At 68.8% G+C, this 19,043-nt stretch carries 21 protein-coding genes; 10 read left to right on the top strand and 11 right to left on the bottom strand.

Translation table 11 applies throughout. The features are described 5' to 3' along the window. Positions 1-32 precede the first annotated feature (32 nt). From AB4Y68_RS08745 to AB4Y68_RS08735, 3 genes are read right to left on the bottom strand one after another with little or no spacing between them, the layout of a single operon-like run. Entirely contained in the window at positions 33-632 is a 600-nt protein-coding gene (locus tag AB4Y68_RS08745) for a TetR/AcrR family transcriptional regulator (RefSeq protein ID WP_441455147.1), read from the bottom strand. Continuing rightward, entirely contained in the window at positions 632-2,230 is a 1,599-nt protein-coding gene (locus AB4Y68_RS08740) for a DHA2 family efflux MFS transporter permease subunit (RefSeq protein WP_441455146.1), read from the bottom strand. Before AB4Y68_RS08740 ends, AB4Y68_RS08745 begins: the two co-directional genes overlap by 1 nt. Beyond that, entirely contained in the window at positions 2,227-3,339 is a 1,113-nt protein-coding gene (locus tag AB4Y68_RS08735) for an HlyD family secretion protein (RefSeq protein ID WP_441455145.1), read from the bottom strand. Before AB4Y68_RS08735 ends, AB4Y68_RS08740 begins: the two co-directional genes overlap by 4 nt. 138 nt (positions 3,340-3,477) lie before the next feature. Between AB4Y68_RS08735 and nth the strand changes: the two genes are divergently transcribed. Further along, a complete protein-coding gene (gene nth, locus AB4Y68_RS08730) occupies positions 3,478-4,233 on the top strand; it encodes an endonuclease III (RefSeq protein ID WP_441455144.1) in 756 nt (251 codons plus the stop codon). 69 nt (positions 4,234-4,302) lie between these two features. Here the strand turns inward: nth and AB4Y68_RS08725 are convergent, their stop codons facing one another. Next, complete coding sequence (locus tag AB4Y68_RS08725; RefSeq protein WP_441455143.1) at positions 4,303-5,193, bottom strand: ATP-grasp domain-containing protein; 891 nt, start codon at positions 5,191-5,193, stop codon at positions 4,303-4,305. 98 nt (positions 5,194-5,291) lie between these two features. Here AB4Y68_RS08725 and AB4Y68_RS08720 point away from each other — a divergent pair, with 98 nt between their 5' ends. The 5 genes from AB4Y68_RS08720 (at position 5,292) to AB4Y68_RS08700 (ending at position 8,293) form a co-directional block, all read left to right on the top strand. After that, positions 5,292-6,317: an adenosine kinase gene (locus AB4Y68_RS08720; RefSeq protein WP_441455142.1), complete on the top strand. Its 1,026-nt coding sequence runs from the start codon at positions 5,292-5,294 to the stop codon at positions 6,315-6,317. 228 nt (positions 6,318-6,545) lie between these two features. Next, complete coding sequence (locus AB4Y68_RS08715; RefSeq protein WP_441455140.1) at positions 6,546-7,265, top strand: heme ABC transporter permease; 720 nt, start codon at positions 6,546-6,548, stop codon at positions 7,263-7,265. A gap of 10 nt (positions 7,266-7,275) precedes the next feature. Further along, positions 7,276-7,428, top strand: coding sequence for a heme exporter protein CcmD (gene ccmD / locus AB4Y68_RS08710; protein WP_441455139.1), 153 nt, complete (start codon positions 7,276-7,278; stop codon positions 7,426-7,428). Beyond that, positions 7,425-7,985 (top strand): DsbE family thiol:disulfide interchange protein, encoded by a 561-nt coding sequence (locus AB4Y68_RS08705; protein WP_441455138.1) that lies wholly within the window; start codon positions 7,425-7,427, stop codon positions 7,983-7,985. The genes ccmD and AB4Y68_RS08705 overlap by 4 nt, the downstream gene beginning before the upstream one ends. A 71-nt stretch (positions 7,986-8,056) precedes the next feature. Next, positions 8,057-8,293, top strand: a complete 237-nt coding sequence (locus AB4Y68_RS08700; RefSeq protein ID WP_441455137.1) for a hypothetical protein — start codon at positions 8,057-8,059, stop codon at positions 8,291-8,293. Between the two features lie 73 nt (positions 8,294-8,366). On the opposite strand, the gene AB4Y68_RS08695 is transcribed toward AB4Y68_RS08700, so the two are convergent. The 3 genes from AB4Y68_RS08695 to ftsY form a co-directional block, all read right to left on the bottom strand. After that, a complete protein-coding gene (locus tag AB4Y68_RS08695) occupies positions 8,367-9,017 on the bottom strand; it encodes a MarR family winged helix-turn-helix transcriptional regulator (RefSeq protein ID WP_441455136.1) in 651 nt (216 codons plus the stop codon). Between the two features lie 266 nt (positions 9,018-9,283). Then, the gene (locus tag AB4Y68_RS08690) at positions 9,284-9,904 is read right to left on the bottom strand and encodes an inner membrane-spanning protein YciB (protein WP_441455135.1); all 621 of its coding nucleotides are present in this window, start codon (positions 9,902-9,904) and stop codon (positions 9,284-9,286) included. A gap of 5 nt (positions 9,905-9,909) precedes the next feature. Next, complete coding sequence (ftsY, locus tag AB4Y68_RS08685) at positions 9,910-10,845, bottom strand: signal recognition particle-docking protein FtsY (protein WP_441455133.1); 936 nt, start codon at positions 10,843-10,845, stop codon at positions 9,910-9,912. Between the two features lie 184 nt (positions 10,846-11,029). Between ftsY and AB4Y68_RS08680 the strand changes: the two genes are divergently transcribed. Together AB4Y68_RS08680 and AB4Y68_RS08675 are read left to right on the top strand one after the other, a co-directional pair. Continuing rightward, positions 11,030-13,090 (top strand): NAD(+) synthase, encoded by a 2,061-nt coding sequence (locus AB4Y68_RS08680; protein WP_441455131.1) that lies wholly within the window; start codon positions 11,030-11,032, stop codon positions 13,088-13,090. A gap of 75 nt (positions 13,091-13,165) precedes the next feature. Then, positions 13,166-13,390, top strand: coding sequence for an alkylphosphonate utilization protein (locus AB4Y68_RS08675; RefSeq protein WP_441455129.1), 225 nt, complete (start codon positions 13,166-13,168; stop codon positions 13,388-13,390). Between the two features lie 147 nt (positions 13,391-13,537). Here AB4Y68_RS08675 and AB4Y68_RS08670 read toward each other — a convergent pair whose 3' ends face one another. The 3 genes from AB4Y68_RS08670 to AB4Y68_RS08660 all read right to left on the bottom strand — a co-directional run bounded on the left by AB4Y68_RS08670 (position 13,538) and on the right by AB4Y68_RS08660 (position 16,092). Continuing rightward, positions 13,538-14,413: an alpha/beta fold hydrolase gene (locus AB4Y68_RS08670; RefSeq protein ID WP_441455128.1), complete on the bottom strand. Its 876-nt coding sequence runs from the start codon at positions 14,411-14,413 to the stop codon at positions 13,538-13,540. Positions 14,414-14,479: 66 nt separating this feature from the next. After that, a complete protein-coding gene (locus AB4Y68_RS08665) occupies positions 14,480-14,989 on the bottom strand; it encodes a D-glycero-alpha-D-manno-heptose-1,7-bisphosphate 7-phosphatase (protein WP_441455127.1) in 510 nt (169 codons plus the stop codon). After that, a complete protein-coding gene (locus AB4Y68_RS08660; protein WP_441455126.1) occupies positions 14,986-16,092 on the bottom strand; it encodes an AGE family epimerase/isomerase in 1,107 nt (368 codons plus the stop codon). Before AB4Y68_RS08660 ends, AB4Y68_RS08665 begins: the two co-directional genes overlap by 4 nt. Before the next feature lie 181 nt (positions 16,093-16,273). Between AB4Y68_RS08660 and AB4Y68_RS08655 the strand changes: the two genes are divergently transcribed. Further along, positions 16,274-17,434, top strand: coding sequence for a DegT/DnrJ/EryC1/StrS family aminotransferase (locus tag AB4Y68_RS08655; protein ID WP_441455125.1), 1,161 nt, complete (start codon positions 16,274-16,276; stop codon positions 17,432-17,434). 5 nt (positions 17,435-17,439) lie between these two features. Then, complete coding sequence (locus AB4Y68_RS08650) at positions 17,440-18,369, top strand: Gfo/Idh/MocA family oxidoreductase (protein ID WP_441455124.1); 930 nt, start codon at positions 17,440-17,442, stop codon at positions 18,367-18,369. A 111-nt stretch (positions 18,370-18,480) separates the two neighbouring features. Here AB4Y68_RS08650 and AB4Y68_RS08645 read toward each other — a convergent pair whose 3' ends face one another. Next, positions 18,481-18,948, bottom strand: coding sequence for a MaoC family dehydratase (locus AB4Y68_RS08645; RefSeq protein ID WP_441455123.1), 468 nt, complete (start codon positions 18,946-18,948; stop codon positions 18,481-18,483). Positions 18,949-19,043: the final 95 nt, after the last annotated feature.

The raw sequence follows: 19,043 nt of genomic DNA, 5'->3' as shown, positions 1-19,043 counted from the left end.
GACTGGCCGCCTGACGGGCCGGCCCGCGCCGGTCAGTCGACGGCGAAGGCGCGGAAGAAGCGACGGGCGACTTCGCGCGCCCGCGCCGGCACGTCGGCCACGGGCGGGTGGGGCACGCCGAGAATGGCGCGCAGATGGCCATGGCCGAGCGTCATGCCCGAGAAGATTTCGGCGGCATGCATGGGGTCGGGCGTCGACAGCACGCCTCGCCGGTCCTGCTCGGCCATCCAGGCGGCGAGACGGCGCAAGGATTCGCCCGGCCCGGCGTCATAGATGGCGGCGGCCAGTTCGGGGGCCTCGGGCGACAGCAAGGCGACGCCGCGCAGGGAGGCGCCCTTCTGGCTCTCTCTGATCTTGACGATCAGGGCCTCGGCGACGGCGGCTAGAACCGCTTCGGGGGCGTCCCCGCCGCGCAAGGGGGCGGTGATGGCGTCCGACCGGCGCGCGGCCAGGGCGCGGCCGATCTCGGCCTTGGAGGGGTAGCGGTTGTAGAGGGTCTGTTTCGACACCCCCGCCCGCCGCGCTATCTCGGCCATGGAGGCGCCGACGCCTTTTTCGACGAACAGCTCGGAGGCGGCGGCGAGAATGGCCTCGCTCTTGCGTTCGTCGATCTGACCGGGAATGCGCGGCATCAGTGGATCTCGGACGGTTCGGGCGAGGGCGGGGCCTTCACGGGCCTGGACAGGAGGGTGACGAAGGCCGCGCAGGCGCAGGCCACGCCCAGAAGGGCGAAGGCGTCGCCGAAGGCCAGGGTCGTCGCCTGTTTCTGCAGCATGCCGTAGATCGCCTTCATCGCCGAGGCGTGCGGGTCGATGGAGCCGGCGAAGCGTTCGGCCAGACCGGCCATCATGGTTCTGACGGCGACGTTGGACTGGTCGATGGCGCTGGTCAGCTCGACCATGTGCAGGGCGGTGTTCTGGGTCAGAGAGGTGTTGAGGATGGCCAGGCCGAAGGCCCCCCCGACGTTGCGGCTGAGGTTCACCAGACCCGAGGCGTTCTTGACCATGTGCGGCGGCAGGGTCGACATGGTGACCTGCTGCGAGGCGATCATGGCGATCATGACGCCGACGCCGCGCATGGCCTGGACCCCGGCGAATTCCCAGAAGCCCCATTCGCCCGTCACGGCGCGGGCGTCCCACATGCCCCAGGCGCACAGGATGAAGCCGGCGAACATCAGGATGCGGGGATCCACCTTGCGCACCAGCCGACCGGCGAAGGGGCCGGTGGCGAACATGGCCAGGCCCGAGACGACCATGGTGGTGCCGACCTCGGCCGCCGAATAGCCGCGCACCCGGCCCAGGAAGAGGGGCATCAGGAAGGTGCCGCCGAACAGGGCCGCGCCGACGATGAAGGTCATGACGACGCCGACCAGGAAGTTGCGGTTGGAGAAGGCGCGCAGTTCGACGATCGGATTCCGATAGGTCAGCGAGCGCCAGACGAAGGCCGGCCCGCAGACGGCGGCGACGACGCTGAGCAGCAGGATGGGGTCGTCGGCCAGCCAGTCGTTCTTGGCGCCTTCCTCCAGCACGAATTGCAGGCTCATCAGGAAGGCGGCCATCAGCCCCAGACCCCACCAGTCGAAGCCCTTGGCCAGGCGGGCGTCGCCCTTGTCGAAGTGGGCGTAGCGGCTGACCAGGAAGAGGACGAGCATCCCCGGGAAGACATTGATGAAGAAGAGCCAGCGCCAGCTGAGGGCTTCGGTCAGGTGTCCGCCCAGGGTCGGGCCGACGGTCGGGGCCAGGGTGACGATCAGACCCATGATGACGCTGGCGGTGACGCGCTTGTCGGGCGGGAAGGCGGTGAAGGCCACGGCGAAGACGGTCGGGATCATGGCCCCGCCGACAAAGCCTTGCAGCGCGCGGAAGAAGATCATCATCTCGACCGACGACGACAGGCCCACGGCCACGCTCATGATCAGGAAGCCGGCGCAGGAGGCCAGGAACAGGGGGCGCGTGCCCCACAGTCGCGAGAGGTATCCCGAGAGGGGGATCATCACGACCTCGGGGATCAGATAGGCGGTCTGGATCCAGCTGATCTCGTCGGCCGAGGCGCCGACCCCGGCCTGGATCTGGGGCAGGGAGGCGGCGACGATCTGGATGTCCAGAATGGCCATGAACTGGCCGATGACCATGCCGGCGAAGCCGAGCAGCAGGACCGGCCAGTTGATCTCGGGCTGGGCTGGAGCGGCCGAGACGCCAGACGCGGCGCCGACAGGAGCGCCGTCTCTCACCGAACCGGGTCCAGAGACGCGACAGCGACCTCGCCCAGATGAGCGTCGGCGAAGGCGGCGCCGCCCTGGCTCTTCAGATCCACCTTGATCTCGACCGACAGGCCGGGACGCAGGGCGACCGGCTCGCCCGAGGCGCGGTGATCCACGACGATGCGCACGGGGACGCGCTGGGTGATCTTGGTGAAGTTGCCGGTGGCGTTCTCGACCGGGATCAGGGCGAATTCGGAGCCGGTGGCGGGGGCGAAGCTGTCCACGTGGCCGACGATGGACTGGCCGGGGAAGGCGTCGGCCTTGATCTCGACCTGCTGGCCCAACCGCATGCGGCCGACCTGGGTCTCCTTGAAGTTGGCGACCACGTAGGTGTCCTGCAGGGGGACGATGGACATCATCTGTCCGCCGGCCTGCACCACCTGGCCGACGCGGACGCCGCGCGCGCCGACGACCCCGGCGACGGGGGCGCGGATGACGGTGCGGTCCAGGGTCAGCTGAGCCTGTTCGACCAGGGCTCTAGCCTGTTCGACGGCGGCGACGCTCTGGTTGCGGGTCGAGCCGAGCACGGCGGCGGCGCGCTGTTCGGCGGTCAGGGCGGCTTGCGCCTGCTCCACCGAAGCGGCGGCGGTTTCGGCCGAGGCGCGCTCGGTCTGGATGCGTTGCTGCGACACCCAGCCCTGTTCCGCCAGCTTGCCGTAGCGGTCGACCTGGGCGTGGGCCAGTCCGGCCTGGGCGCGGGCCTGGGTCACGGCGGCGGCCCGCTCAGCAATGGTGGCCTGTTCCTGGGCGGCGCGGGCGTCGACATTGTCGACCGCCGCCTTGACCGAGGTCAGGTTGGCCTGGGCCTGAGCCAGGGCCGCCTTGGCGTCGGCGTCGTCCAAACGGGCCAGGATTTGACCGGCCTCGACGCGCTGGTTGTCCCTGACCAGGACCTCGATCACGGAGCCGCTGATGCGCGGGCTGACCAGGACGGTGTCGGCCTGGACGAAGGCGTTGTCGGTCGCCTCCCAGCGCTGCTTGCCCTGCCACCAGACCACGCCCCCGACGATGAGGGCGACGCCGACGACCCCGCCGACGATCAGCAGCAGGCGTTTCTTCAAAGGGGCGGGGAGGGCCATGGGGGAGACAGCTCTTTTCAAATCCGGCGCGTAAAATGGACAGGTCCGTCCATAAATCAAGAGGCCCCTGCGCGATTTCGTCGCAGCGTGTCGCCGGCGCCCCGTTGACCTGGCCGCGCGGGAAGGCGAAGCGAGGATATGACCGTCCGCAAACGCCCCGCTTCCAAGACCGTCCGCGCCGCCCTGACCCCGCCGCCCGGCAAGCGGTCGCGCGCGCCGAAAAAGGCGCCGGTCGGGGCCGTGATCGGCTGGCCGCCGGACGAGGACCGGGTCGAGGAAATCTTCGTGCGCCTGTCGGGCGTCATGCCCGACCCCAAGACCGAGCTGGACTTCGTCAATCCCTATACCTTGGTGGTGGCCGTCGCCCTGTCGGCGCAGGCGACCGACGTGGGGGTCAACAAGGCGACCAAGGCCCTGTTCGCGGTGGCCGACACGCCGCAGAAGATGCTGGCCCTGGGCGAGGAGGGGCTGATCCCGCTGATCTCCTCCATCGGCCTCTATCGCACCAAGGCGAGGAACGTCATCGCAGCGGCGCGGATGCTGGTCGAGCAGCACGGCGGCGAGGTGCCGCTGAACCGGACGGACCTTCAGGCCCTGCCGGGCGTGGGGCGCAAGACCGCCAGCGTGGTGCTGAACGAACTGGGCATCGAGCCGGCCATCGCTGTGGACACCCACGTGTTTCGCGTCTCGCACCGCCTGGGCCTGGCCAATGCGGCGACGCCGGACAAGGTCGAGGCCCAGTTGCACAGGGTGGTGCCCGAGGCCTGGCTGCCCAAGGCCCACCACTGGCTGATCCTGCACGGCCGCTACACCTGCCTGGCGCAGCGGCCCAAATGCTTGGCCTGCGTGATCTCGGACCTGTGTCCGTCGCGGGCGAGTTTCGTCGGGGTTTGACCCCTTCCGTCATCCCCCGGTCTGCGCGGCTGCGCCGCTTGCCGGAGGATGACGGAAGAAGAGGGTGGCTTACAGCCCCAGCCGGTCGGCCACCGCCCGGCCGAAGCGGGCGCCGGCCTCGGGCGCGGCGCTCAGGTAGAAATCGGGCTCGATCAGTTCGGCCTCCATCAGCAGCCAGCGGCCGTCGGCGTCGGGGACCATGTCGATGCGGGCGTAGAGAAGCGGCTCGTCAATGGCGGCGAGCGTGCGTTCGGCCAGCGACAGCGCGCCCTCGGGGGCCTGGTCCAGCCGCTGATACTGGCCGCCGTACTGCACCTGGATGCGGAACTCGTCGGCGTGGGCCGGGCGCTTGTTGACGACGTGGCTCAGTTCGCCGCCGAAGAAGAGCAGCGAGGTTTCGCCCGCTGTGCCGATGGTCGGCAGGAAGGGCTGGATCATGGCCCCGCCTTCCGGGGCCTCGGCCAGCACATCCTCCAGCAGGTCGCCGGCCGAGACCTTGAGCGTGCGCCAGGCGCCGCCGGAGACGGTCGGCTTGACGATCAACTGCTCGGCCCCGGTGGCGGCGAAGGCGGCCTCGACCACGGCGGGGCTGGCGTGGTCGGTCCAGATGGTCGGCGGGATGTCGACGCCCTTTTCCGCGAGCCGGGCCAGATAGCGTTTGTCGGAGTTCCAGCGCAGCACCTCGGCGGGATTGGCCAGGGGCGCCCCCGCTTCGGCCCAGGTCACGCAGGCCTGCACCCAGCGCTCGTGGTCGCGGTGGTAGCCCCAGACGATCAGGGGCAGGATCAGGGCAAAGTCCGTCAGGTCGTGGGCGCTCTCGACGTGATCGGTCCAGGGCGTCGGCCGGGCCTTGATCCCCGCCGTGGCCAGCGCCGCCGACAGACGATCCAGCACGCCCGGCCATTGCCCGGCGTAGGACGGGTCGGCGGGGTCGGGGGTCAGGACGGCGACGTCGATCATGTTGGCTCCTCCTCAGCGGCGACCTGCATAGGCTGTTTTCGACGGCGGCGAAAAGCCTCGCGCTGGCGTCGGCGACGTTGGCCCGCTATGGGGCGCGCATGACCCAGAACGCCATCTCCTCCGCCCGCTTCGACGTCTGCGCCGTCGGCAACGCCATCGTCGACGTGCTGAGCCCGTGCGAGCCCGCCTTCCTGGAGGCGCACAAGCTGGTCGCCGGCTCGATGCAACTGGTCGACGAGGATCAGAGCGCCATGCTGTATGACGCCATGGCGGCGGGGGTCGAGGCTTCGGGCGGGTCGGCCGGCAACACCGTGGCCGGCGTCGGCTCGTTCGGCGGCCGCGCGGCCTATATCGGCAAGGTGGCCAAGGACACGCTGGGCGAGGTCTTCAGCCACGACATCCGCGCCTCGGGGGTGCATTTCGACACCCCGGTTCTAGAAGACGGCGCGGGCGCCGGCTTCGGCACCGGCCGCTGCCTGATCAACGTCACCCCCGATGCCCAGCGGACCATGTGCACCTTCCTGGGCGCCGCCAACCAACTGACGGTCGACGACATCGACGCCGACCTGATCGGCGCCAGCGAGATCGTCTATCTGGAAGGCTATCTGTTCGACCCGGCCCCGGCCCGCGCCGCCTTCGAGGCCGCCGCCGCTGCTGCCCACGCGGCGGGCCGCAAGGTCGCCATCACCCTGTCGGACGCCTTTGTGGTGCATCGCTGGCGCGCCGAACTGCTGGCCTTCATCGAGGCCTCGGCCGACATCGTCCTGGCCAATGAATCCGAACTGCACGCCCTGTTCGAGACCGAGAACTTTGACTACGCCGCCGCTCACCTGGGCCGCATCGTCGATGTCGCCGCCGTGACGCGCGGCGCCGCCGGTTCGGTCATCTTCCGCGGCGACGAGCGGGTCGAGATCGCCGCCTTCCCGGTCGACAAGGTCGTCGACACCACGGGCGCGGGCGACCAGTACGCCGCCGGCGTCCTGCTGGGTCTGGCGCGCGGCCTGTCGCTGGCCGAAGCCGGAGCCCTGGGTTCGCTGGCCGCCTCGGAAGTGATCGCCCACTGGGGGCCGCGTCCGATGGTCAAGCTGGAGGCCCTGGCGGCCCAGCACGGGCTCAAGCTGTAGGCCGCACGCTTTGGTCGTCATTCTCGGCCTTGTGCCGAGAATCCAGACGCACGATGCCTGAAGCTCAGTTCTCGGCGCGGGCCGCTAGCCACGCCTGAGTCTCTGGATCCCCGGGACAAGCCCGGGGATGACGGAGGGCGGGCGGGGCTGTCTCGCCCGCCGCTGTTTTGCTGATCGCGACTTCAGGGCCGCTTGCCGTCGGGCGCCGCGCCGCGTAAGCGGCGGACCATGTTCGGCCTCGCCAATCCCGACCGCTTCATGCGCTTCACCCGCCCGGTCACGCCGGTGCTGTGGGGGCTGGCGGTCGTCCTGCTGGCGGTCGGCGCCTGGCTCAGCTTCACCGCGCCCGCCGACTATCAGCAGGGCGACACGGTGCGGATCATGTTCATCCATGTGCCGGCCGCGACCCTGGGCTTAGGCGCCTATGCGGCGCTGGGCGTCTCCAGCTTCTTCGCCCTGGTCTTCCGTCACCCTCTGGCCGACGCCGCCGCGCGCGCCGCCGCCCTGCCGGGCGCGGTGTTCACGGGCCTGGCCCTGATCACCGGCTCGCTGTGGGGCCAGCCCATGTGGGGGACCTGGTGGGTCTGGGACGCGCGGCTGACCTCGGTGCTGGTGCTGTTCCTCTTCTACCTCGGCTACATGGCCCTGCGCGCCTCGATCGACGACGAGCAGAAGGCCGGGCGCGCCGCCGCCGTCCTGGGGCTGGTCGGGTTGATCAACCTGCCCATCGTGAAGTTCTCGGTCGACTGGTGGAACACCCTGCATCAACCGGCCTCGCTGCTGCGCGCTGGGGGAACCAGTCTGGATCCGGCTTACCTTACGCCCCTGCTGACCATGATGGCGGCTTACGGGATGCTGTTCGGCGCCATCTGGCTGACGTCGATCCGCACCGAGGTGCGCCGTCGCCGCGTCCTGACGCTGCGCGCCCGCGCCGCGCAAGAAGCCTAGGGAGACGCCGATGCTGGATCTCGACATGAGCCCCTACGGCGTCTTCGTCTGGTCGTCCTGGGCGATCAGCGCCGTCGCTCTGGCCGCGATTTCGGTGCGCGCCCTGGTCGCCGCCCGTCGCTGGAAGCGCGAGCTGGCCCGTCTGGAAGAGGCCCGCAAATGAACCGCTGGTTCGCCCTGATCCCGATCGCGGCGCTCGCCGCCTTGGGCGTCTTCTTGATGGTCCAGTTGAACACGATGTCCGGCGCGCCGGGCGAGGGCCGTTCGTACAAGCCCGACGCCCTGGTCGGCCAGCCGATCCCGCAGACGGTGCTGCCGATCCTGCAAGGCGACGTCGAGACCGACCAGAGGCTGGACCTGAAGACGGCGGGCGTCGGCAAGCCGATGATCGTCAACCTGTTCGCCAGCTGGTGCGCGCCCTGCCGGCTGGAGCACCCGCAGCTGATGAAGCTGAAGGCGCAGGGGATCAACGTCGTCGGCGTGGCCTACAAGGACGAGCCGGTCGCCACCCGCGCCTTCCTCGACGAACTGGGCGACCCCTATGCTCTGGTGCTGGTGGACCGCGAGGGGCGGGCGGGGCTGGACCTCGGCGTCTCGGGCGTGCCGGAGAGCTTTGCGGTGGACGCCTATGGCACCATCGTCGCCAAGTCGTCGGGACCGGTCCTGACCGACGCCGATCTGCAGAAGCTGGTGGATGCGCTCAAGGCGCCGCCGCGCTGAAGTCATCCGGCGCGAAACACGGTGAATCGCGCATTAACCATATCTAGACCGTTTGGGCGGATCGTCGGCCCATGTCCGCGATTCCTTCAGACCGTCCGGCCTTCCCGCCTGCCGCAGGCGGCGCGGCCCATGCCCTGAGAACCTCCCAGTCCGCCTTCTTCCGCGCGGCCATGGGCGTCAGCGCGCCGATCGCCGCCGCCCCGGTCGAGGCGCGGGCGGACACGCCGGTGCGGTCGGTGCAGACCCAGGAAGCCCCGCCGGCCGCGCGCTATCAGCGGCCGGGTTCGCTGCTGGATATCAGGGTCTAGAGCCTGATTCACGGCATGATGCTGGAGCCAATATCCGAGTTTGGACGCGATCGGTGTCCAAACCGATTTCGCTTTAGGCCTTCGCCGCGTCTTTCAGCGGGATGACGACCGCTTCGGTCGCGGCTGCGTCGATCGCCGGTTCGACGAGCTTCTTCTTCTTTTTCGGCTTCGTTCCGCCGTCCAGAGCCTTCTTGGCGGCCTTCTCGGCCTTGCGTGCGTCCTTGGCTGCCTTGCGGGCCGCCTTGGCCTCGGCGCGGGCCTGTTCCGGCGCCGCGTCGGCGGCGTCGGTCAGGCTGGTCAGCAGGTCGAGGAAGCCTTCGCGCCTGGACCGGGGCAGCAGGGCCAGAATGCGTTTGTCGGCGGCCTCGACGCGAGGGCGGGCGGCGATCAGGGCGGCTTCGCCCTCGGCCGACAGGCGCACCGCCTTGGCCCGCGCGTCCAGCGCCGAACGTTCGCGCTGCAGCAGGCCCTTGGCGGTCATCCGCGCCACCAGATCGGCCAGGGTTGAGCGGTCGATGCCGGTGGCCTTGACCAGATCAGTCTGGGTCAGGCCCGAGCGCGCCGACACCGCTTCGAGCACGGCGAACTGACGCTGGGTCAGGCCGTCAGGCCCGGCTTCTTCGGCGTAGATGTCGAGCGAGAGCTGCAACACCCGGTGCATCAGGTGGCTGGGCGATTCCGCCAGCCCGCCCTTGATCTTCGCCTGCTTGCCCGACTTGACCATCGTCCTCGATCCCCGTTCCGGCGCGCCGGACATGGCGTGACAGCTAACAGCCGCGCTTTACGCTTTGACGACGGTAAGGCTACATTTCGTCAGGGCTATCGCGCTTTCATACGACTTGAGGCGCGACATCCCGGAAGCGACGCAGCCGCTATCCGGGACCGCAGAAAAACGCCGCGCCCAGCCCAAGGTTGCGTCTGTGGCGGTCCCGGCTCGGCGCCCTTGCGGGCTTGGCGGGCGTGGCCAGGATGACGAGGGAGAGGCGCGCGTTACAGTCCCGTGTCGGGCGAGATGGGCTCAGCGTCCTCGTCCTTGATGACGTGTTTCATGATGAAGAAGACCTGCCAGACGCCGAAGGCTGCGGAGGCGATCCAGAGCCCGCCTCGAAACGCAACCCAGGTGTCGTCGGACTGCGTCCGCCAGACGACCTCGTTGACGATCGCAACGGCGGCAAAGAACAGGCCGTAGCGCAGGGTCAGGCCGCGCCAACCGGCGTCGGTCAGTTGGAAGGCCGCGCCGAGCAGGTATTTGAAGGCGTATTTTTTGAGGGGGATCGACCCCAAAAGCACGGCCGCCAGGACCGCATTCTGGATGGTCAGCTTGATCTTCAGCAGGTCGGGATCGTGGAACACCAGCGTCAGGACGCCGAACACCAGGGCGAAGGCGCCGGTGAACAGGGGCAGGGGAGCCAGGCGCCTCTCGATCAGCCAGCCTGCGATCAGCGCCAGGGCGGAGGCGATGACCAGCACCCAGGTCGCCTGAACCAGGGCTTCCTGCCCTTCCAGACCGCGCATGAAGCGGTTGACGGCGTAGGCGGTCATGAAGGCGACGAGAGCGCCGAAATCGACGGCCTGCCGGATGTTGGAATTGCGACGCGAAAGTTCACTCATCTGCTTCAGTCCTCGAGGCCGACCAGTGATCGGGAAAACGCGCGCGCGTCGAAGGGTTGCAGGTCGTCGACGCCTTCGCCGACGCCGATCAGCTTGATCGGGGCGTCGGAAGCCTGGGCCACCGGGACCAGAACCCCGCCGCGCGCCGTGCCGTCCAGCTTGGTCATGACCACGCCGGAGACATAGGCGGTGCGGCCGAAGACCTTTTCCTGCTCCAGGGCGTTGCGGCCCACGGTGGCGTCCAGCACCAGCAGGGTCTCGTGCGGGGCCTCGGCGTCGACCTTCTTCAGCACGCGGACGATCTTCAGCAGTTCGTCCATCAGGGCCGACTTGTTCTGCAAGCGCCCGGCGGTGTCGATCAGGACGACGTCGTAGTTCTCGGCTTTCGCCTTGGCATAGGCGTCAAAGGCCAGGCCAGCGGCGTCGGCGCCGTCGCGGCGGCTCTCGAAATCGGCCCCGGCGCGTTCGGCCCAGACCTTGAGCTGTTCGCGGGCGGCGGCGCGGAAGGTGTCGCCGGCGACGATCATCACCTTGGCGCCCTTGGCGGTCAGGTCCGAGGCGATCTTGCCCAGCGTCGTGGTCTTGCCCGAGCCGTTCACGCCGACGAACAGGACGACATAGGGCTTGGGCCCGCTGAGGGGGTCAAACGTCGCCTGACGCGGCAGCAGTTCGGCGGCCACGGCCTCGGCCAGGGCTTCCTTGACCTCGCGCTCGTCGGACGACTTGCCGAAGCGCAGCTCGCGGAAGCGTTCGACGATGCGGGCCGAGGCGGCGGGGCCGAGGTCGCTCTCGATCAGATGCTCTTCCAGACGCTCCAGCGCCTCTTCGGACAGAGGCTCCTTCACGAAGGTCGAGACGACCTGTTCGGTCATCTGTTTGGAGGAGCGGGACAGACCCGCGCTCAGTCGCTGGAACCAGCCTTTTTTGGGCGTATCGCTCATGGCCTGAGCCTTAGCCGACGCCGGTTCGCAGGTCACGAACTTCCCACGCCCGCTCATCCCGGCGGACGCCGGGATCCGGTGCTTTGGGTTCGGGACGCAACCCTATATTGATCAGGAAGGCCGCAAGGTCTGTGCCTATGGCTCTCACTGGATCCCGGCGTCCGCCGGGATGAGCGGAAAATAGATGGCGAAGTCCGAGACGCATACCTTCCACGCCCCGCGCCGCCACGGCTTTGTGCGCGTCGCCGCCGCGACCCCGGTGGTTCATGTCGCCGACCCGGCCGCCAACGCCGAAGAACACGAGCGGCTGATCCGTCAGGCGGGCGAGCAAGGCGTGGATCTGCTGGTCTTCCCCGAACTGTCGCTGAGCGCCTACGCCATCGACGACCTTCTGATGCAGGCGGCCCTGCTGGAGGAGGTCGAGCACCGCATCGCCGAACTGGCCGAGGTCGCGGATCAGGCGGGGGTGATCGCCGTGGTCGGCGCGCCGATCCGCAACGGCGACGCCCTGTTCAACTGCGCCGTGGTTCTTGGCGGCAGTGGGGGCGGCGGCGAGGTGCTGGGCGTGGCGCCGAAGACCTACCTGCCCAACTACCGCGAATATTACGAGAAGCGCTGGTTCGCGCCGGCCGCCAGCCGGTCCGAGGATTCGGTCGTCCTCAACGGCGAGAGCGTCGATTTCGCGCCGGGTCTGATCTTCGAAGCGACCAACCGGCCGGGCTTCGTCTTCGCGGTCGAGATCTGCGAGGACTTCTGGGCGCCGCAGCCGCCGTCGACGCGGGCGGCGCTCGCGGGCGCGCGCATCCTCTGCAACCTGTCGGCCTCCAACATCGTCATCGGCAAGGCCGACGAGCGCGCCCTGCTGTGCGCCAGCCAGTCCAGCCGCACCCTGTCGGCCTATGTCTTCGCCGCCTCGGGCTGGGGCGAAAGCACCACGGACCTGGCCTGGGACGGTCAGGCGACCATTCACGAGCTGGGCGCCAAGCTAGCCGAGGGCGAGCGGTTCGCGCTGGAAAGCCATCTGACCGTGGCCGACGTGGACGTCGAGCGGATCGGTCTGGACCGGTTGCGCAACGGCACCTTCGCCGACTGCGCCCGTCTGGAAGGCGAGGCCGCGACGGTGGTGCCGTTCGAGGCCGCGGAGGGGCCGGGCGACGCCCTGATCCGTCCGCTGGACCGCTTCCCCTTCGTGCCGGATGACGCTGCGCGTCTGGATCAGGACTGCTTCGAGGCCTTCAACATCCAGGTCCAGGGTCTGATGCGGCGGATGACGGCGACGGGGTCGAAGATCCTGGTGATCGGCGTCTCGGGCGGGCTGGATTCGACCCAGGCCCTGCTGGTGGCGTGTCGCGCCTTTGACCGGCTGAAGCTGCCGCGCACCGGGATTCTCGGCTTCACCCTGCCGGGCTTCGCCACGTCGGAAGGCACCAAGTCCAACGCCTGGGCGCTGATGACGGCGCTGGGGGTGACGGGGGCCGAGATCGACATTCGCCCCGCCGCCGAACAGATGCTGCGCGACATCGGCCATGCCTTCGCCGACGGCCATCCGGTGCACGACATCACCTTCGAGAATGTTCAGGCGGGTCTGCGCAGCGACTATCTGTTCCGACTAGCCAATCAGAACCATGGCTTTGTGCTCGGCACCGGCGACCTGTCGGAACTGGCCCTGGGCTGGTGCACCTATGGCGTCGGCGACCACATGAGCCACTACAACGTCAACGGCGGGGTGGCGAAGACCCTGATCCAGCACCTGATCCGCTGGGTCGCCGACGGCGAACTGATCGGGCCTGAGGCCGCGCCGATCCTGCACGCCATCCTGGCCACCGAGATCTCGCCCGAGCTGGTGCCGGCGAGCGCTGACGGGGCGATCCAGTCGACCCAGAGCATCGTCGGCCCCTATGCGCTGAACGACTTCTTCCTGTTCTACATCAGCCGCTTTGGTCTGAAGCCGTCCAAGGTGGCCTTTCTCGCCCATCAGGCCTGGGGCGACGCGGCGACGGGCAGCTGGCCGGTCGGTTTGCCGGAGAGCGAACGGGTCGCCTATGACCTGGCGACCATCAAGTTCTGGCTGCGCAAGTTCCTGATCCGCTTCTTCCAGACCAGTCAGTTCAAGCGCTCGGCCGTGCCGAACGGGCCCAAGGTAGTGACGGGCGGCTCGCTGTCCCCGCGCGGCGACTGGCGGGCGCCGTCGGACTCCTCGGCCCGCGTCTGGCTCGACGAACTCGACAACAATGTTCCCGATTGAGTAGGACCTTCGCCCCATAGACGTCGGCGTGTCCGGCGGTCCCGGCTCTCCGGCCGGGATGACGAGGAAGCGACCATGACCGACGACGTGACCAAGGACTCCAACGGCAACATCCTGGCCGACGGCGACAGCGTGACCCTGATCAAGGACCTGAAGGTCAAGGGTTCGGGCGGCGTGACGCTGAAGCGCGGCACGATGGTCAAGAACATCCGCCTGACCGGCGACACCGACGAGATCGAGGCCAACGTCGAGAAGGTGCGCGGCCTCGTGCTGCGGACGGAGTTCGTCAAGAAGGCCTGATTGGGCCAGCTTCCTAGCCGTCACCCCGGAAAAGCCCGCAGGGCTGTCCGGGGCCCAGACGGTTGAGATCACCTCAAGACGACCAGAAATTGCCCAACCGTCTGGATTCCGGGTTCGGCTGCGCCGCCCCGGAATGACGGAAGAGGTTCAGGCCGCGTCGCTCAGGAAGTTCAGGATGCCGGCGCGCGCCTCGGGCTCGTCCAGCATGGGGGCGTGGCCGATCCCGGGAACCTCGACATAGGCCATGTCCGGCGCCGCCTCGCGCATCCGGCCGGCAATGTCGGCGCTCAGCAGGTCCGAGATGCCGCCGCGCACCAGCAGGCTGGGCCGACCGCCCGCGAGAGCCGTGAAGGCCGGCCACAGGTCGGGGACCAGGGCCGCGGCGCCCGCCGCCTTGATCGGGACCGAGATGTCTGGGTCGTAGTTCAACACCGGCTTCCCGTCCTCGCCTTCGCGGAAGATGCGGCGGGCGAAGGCGTCCCAGTCGGCGTCGCCATAGAGGGGGAAGGCGACGGCGTTGATGTCGCGGGCGTAGGCGGCGGCGTCCGACCAACTGCGGATCTCGATCTTGCGGCCGGTGTATTCGGCGATGCGGGCCAGGCCCTCGGGCGCCACCTCGGGGCCGATGTCGTTGAGAACGGCGGCGGCGACAGCCTGGGGACTGATCGCCGTCAGGGCCATGGTGATCAGTCCGCCCATGGAGGTGCCGAGGAAGACCGCCTTCTCGATCCCCAGCTGTTCCATCAGGGCCACGACGTCGCGCGCATAGACGTCGGGGGTATAGGTCATGGGATCGGGCGCGCGGTCGGACTTGCCGCGTCCGCGCACGTCCACCGCCAGCACGCGACGACCGCTCTGGGCGATCAGGGGGGCTATGGTTCCGAAGTCGGCGCTGTTGCGGGTCAGGCCGTGGATGGCGATCAGCGGCAGCCTGGCCGGGCCGTCGGCGGGGGCATAGTCCCGCGCATACAGAGTCAGTCCGTCGGGCGAGGTCCAGCGGCGTTCGGCGTATCCAGCGGTCATCAGGCGTTTCTCCGGCTGTGTGTCCAGCGTGGCGGGCAGAGTAATTCACCAGATGAAGAATTGCGATCAGGTCGAGAGGATGGCCGCCACGAATTGATCGAGGTCGCCGCCTTCGGGGAAGGGATAGCCGGTCACGCCCGCGCGCCGCGCCGCCTCCATGTCCGAGGGCTGGTCGCCGATCATCAGCGAGCGGGCTGGGTCGAGGTCGTGCTCGGCGATGGCCCGGAGCAGCATGCCCGGATTGGGCTTGCGGTCGGGGTGATCGGGATGACGATAGCGTTCGTCCACCGCCTCGGCGTGATGGGGGGCGGCGTAGACCGCGTCGATGCGGGCGCCGGCCTCGGCCAGCCGCGCGACCAGCAGGCGGTTGAAGCCGTGCATGGTCTCCTCGCTGAACAGACCGCGCGCCACGCCCGACTGGTTGGTGACGATGACGACGACATAGCCGGCGTCGTTCAGCCGCTTCACCGCCTCGGCGGCGCCGGGGATCAGGACCAGCTGGTCGGGGCGGTGCGGATAGCCGCTGTCGACGATCAGCACCCCGTCGCGGTCGAGAAAAGCAGCCGGGTGGCTCATGCGGGCTCCGTCAGCAGGGCCGAGAAGGCGGTCATCAGATGATAGAGGGTCGAGGCCGGGACCGAGGCGTCCTGCGGGCGGCCTTCGGCGTCGTAGCTGTCGGTCCACAGGCCGGGGGTCGCCGTCGCCAGATGGGTGGCGAACAGGGTTTTGGTCAGGGCCAAAGCGCCTTCGGTTCGGCCGCGCAGCAGGAGGGTGCGGATGGCCTCGGTCTGGCCCCACAGGCGGCAGCCGCCGTCGCGGACGGCGCCGATGCGGTCGATTTCGCGGATCATCATGCCCCGGGCGCCGACGCCGTTGGTCAGGGCCGAGGCGAAGAGGGCCTGGGCCTGTCGCTCATGACCGTCGAGGCCAAGGCGGCGGGCCTGATCCAGCAGCCAGATCCACTCCATGTGATGGCCGGGCTCGATCACCTGCCCGGCGCCGCCGGGCGCGATCGCCCAGTCGGCGGTGAAATATTCGCCCAGCACGGCGGCGCTCGGGTCGAAGAAGCGGGTGGCGAACAGGTTCAGCACACGCCGGGCCGCCGCCTCGAAGGCCGGGTCGGGCGCGATCGCCTGCCAGGCCAGCAGGGCCTCCAGCATGTGCATGTGCGGGTTCTGGCGGCGCGGCAGGACGGGCGGCAGGGCCTCCTGCCAGCCGCCGTGGACCGGATCGGCCATCTGCGTTTCGATGGCGGCGAGGGTCGACAGGGCCAGGGGCAGGGCGCGCTCGTCCTTCAGCACCCGGTGAGCGGCGGCCAGGGCGAAGAGGACGAAGGCCAGGTCATAGAGGTCGGGCGCAGCGTCGATGACGGCGCCGGCGTCGTCGACACCGCGCACCCACAGGCCGTCCTCGCGGCGGTGGTCCCGGATCAAGGCGTCCAGTCCGCGTCGGGCGACCATTTCCCCTTCGGTCCAGCCGAGCGACGCGGCTTCGGCGAAGACATAGACCTGTCGCGCCTGGACCCGCGTGCGGCGGGGCAGGCCGGTGATCGGGCGACCGTCGAAATCCAGCTTCTCGAAGAAGCGGCCCTCGGCGTCGATCCCGGCGCCCGCCCACAGCGGCAGGGCCCGGCGGAACAGCCAGTCGCGGACTCGGTTTTGTGTGCTCGACAACGTCATCTTCTGTCGGGCTTAGGCAGGGTCGCGGGCTTTGCCAAGCGCGGGTTTCGTTGCAACCGGCAACGCGAAGTGACCCTCGTGGGTTTGGTGCTGGGCGGCGGCTTTGATAGGAGGCCGCAACGACATAACCTCCTCCCTGTCCGCGCGCCCGGTCGCGCAGGGCGCCACCGAGAGAGCCTTCATGACCATTCCCTTCATCGACCTTCAGGCCCAGCGCCTTCGTCTCGGCGGCAAGATCGAGGCCGCCGTTCAGGCGGCCGTCGTCGGCGGCGCCTGGGTCATGGGTCCGCAGGTGCGTCAGTTCGAGGCCGACCTGGCCGCCTTTGGTCAAGCCAAGCACGCCCTGGGCTGCGCCAACGGCACCGACGCCCTGGCCCTGCCGCTGATGGCCTGGGGCGTGGGACGCGGCGACGCGGTCTTCGTCCCCAGCTTCACCTTCGCCGCCACCGCCGAGGTGGTGCCCTGGTTCGACGCCGAGCCGGTCTTCATCGACGTGGACGCCACCACCTACAACATGAGCCCGGCCCATCTGGAGGCGGCCGTCGAGGCGACGCTGAAGGAAGGCCGTCTGACGCCGCGCGTGGTCATCGCCGTCGACCTGTTCGGCCAGCCCGCCGACTATCCGGCGATCAAGGCCGTCTGCGACAAGTACGGCCTGAAGCTGATCGCGGACTCGGCCCAGGGCTTCGGCTGCACCATCGACGGCGAACATCCGCTGAAGTGGGCCGACATCACCACCACCAGCTTCTTCCCGGCCAAGCCGCTGGGCTGCTACGGCGACGGCGGGGCGGTGCTGACCAATGACGACGAACTGGCCCAACTGATCGATTCCCTGCGCGTGCACGGCAAGGCGGTGGCGGTCGACCTGAAGGACAAGACCTTCGACCACGACCCCAAATACCTGAACATGCGCGTCGGCCTGAACAGCCGTCTGGACACCATCCAGGCCGCCGTCCTGATCGAGAAGCTGAAGGTCTTCGGTCAGGAGATCGAGTGGCGCAACCGCATCGCCGCCCGCTACAACGAGGGTCTGCGTCCCCACGTGGCCGCCGTGCCGGACGTGCCGGCGGGCAATGTCTCCAACTGGGCGCAGTACACGATCGAGCACGAGGACCGCGACGGCCTGGCCGCGCACCTCAAGGCCGAGGGCATCCCCACGGCGGTCTATTATCCGATCCCGCTGCACCTCCAGCCCGCCTACGAGATGTATCCGCGCGGACCGCAGGGCCTGCCGACGACCGAGCGTCTGATGGATCGGGTCATCAGCCTGCCGATGCACTCGGATCTGGACGAGGCGACCCAGGACCGCATCATCGCCGCCGTCGCCAGCTTCAAGGCCTGATCCCTATGACCCAGCAAGCTCCCCTCAAGGTCGGCGTCGCCGGCGCCGGCGTCATGGGCCGCAACCATGCCCGCGTCCTGTCGGAACTGCGCGGCGTCGAACTGACGACCGTGTTTGATCCCGATGCGGTGACGGCCGAAGGCGTGGCCGCCGCCTATGGCGCGACGGCCGTGACCACGGCGCAGGCCTTTGTCGCCGCCGGCCTCGACGCCGCCGTCATCGCCACGCCGAACCGCTATCACGCCGAACTGGGCGTGGCCCTGCTGAACGCGGGCGTCCATGTCCTGGTCGAAAAGCCCATCGCCGCCACCGTCGCCGACGCCCAGGCCATGATCGACGCCGCCAAGGCCAACAACCGGGTGCTGATGGTCGGCCATGTCGAGCGCTTCAATCCGGCGGTCGAGACGGTCAAGCGCGCCATCGAGGGCGACGAGATCATCTCCATCCAGATCACCCGCGTCGGCCCCTTCCCGCCGCGCATGGGCGAGGTCGGGGTGGTCATCGACCTGGCGGTGCACGACATCGACATCATTCGCCACCTGACCGGCTCCGAGATCGTCGAGGTCCAGCCGCAGCTGGTCCGCACCCGCGCCGAGCGCGAGGACACGGCCCTGCTGCAGTTCCGCACGGCCAACGACGTGATCGCCCACATCACCACCAACTGGGTCACGCCCTACAAGACCCGCACCCTGCAGGTGGCGACCAAGACCAAGTTCGTCGTGGCCGATCTGATCACGCGCCAGGTCACCGAGTATTTCGGCCAGCAGCCGGACGGCTCCTATTCCACCCGCATGCTTCACTCCTGGCCCGCCGAGCCGCTGAAGAAGGAGCATGAGGCCTTCATCCACGCCATCCGCACCGGCGAAACGGCGGCGGTGACCGGCGAGGACGGCCTGCGCAATCTGGAAGTGGCGCTGAGATGCCTGGGCGAGTGATGCCATCTCACCGCTCACCCCGGCGGACGCCGGGGCCCAGTGAGAGCTGCGAGCTCGGCGCTTGAAGCCAAAGAGCTGGATCCCGGCGTCCGCCGGGATGAGCGGGTGAAACTAGGCCTTCACCATCTGCATCGACAGCCATTCGGCGATCAGGGCGGGCTTGTCGCCGCCCTCGATCTCGACGGTCAGTTCGTGCTTGAGCAGCCAGCGGGTTGCGCCGCCTTCGGCGCCCTTGTTCTCGGCGGACAGAAGCGTGAAGCGGCCGCGCACCTTCGAGCTTGACGGCACGGGGGCGAGGAAGCGCAGTTTGTCGAAGCCGTAGTTGACGCCCATGACCACGCCGTCCAGCGGGGCGACCGCGTCATAGCTCATGGCGGCGGCGAGGCTGAGGGTCAGGAAGCCGTGGGCGATGGTTCCGCCGAAGGGCGTCTGTTTCGCCCGTTCCGGGTCGACGTGGATGAACTGCTCGTCCTCGGTGATCCGGGCGAAGGCGTCGATGCGCGCCTGATCGATCGTGAACCAGCGGCTGACGCCGACCTCGTGGCCGATCAGGGACTGAAGCTCGGTCGGTTTCGTCATCGGGTCCCCTCCATTTTCCGCAGCCTTGCGCGGGTGAGGTGAGGAGGCAAGAGAACCCTTCATCGCCGTCATCCCGGACAGCCTGAAAGGCTGAT

Source organism: Brevundimonas sp. 2YAF1 (assembly GCF_052114745.1).
Lineage (GTDB): Bacteria > Pseudomonadota > Alphaproteobacteria > Caulobacterales > Caulobacteraceae > Brevundimonas.
Note: the sequence above shows the minus strand (reverse complement) of the source record. Positions and strands in the feature narration are given on the sequence as shown.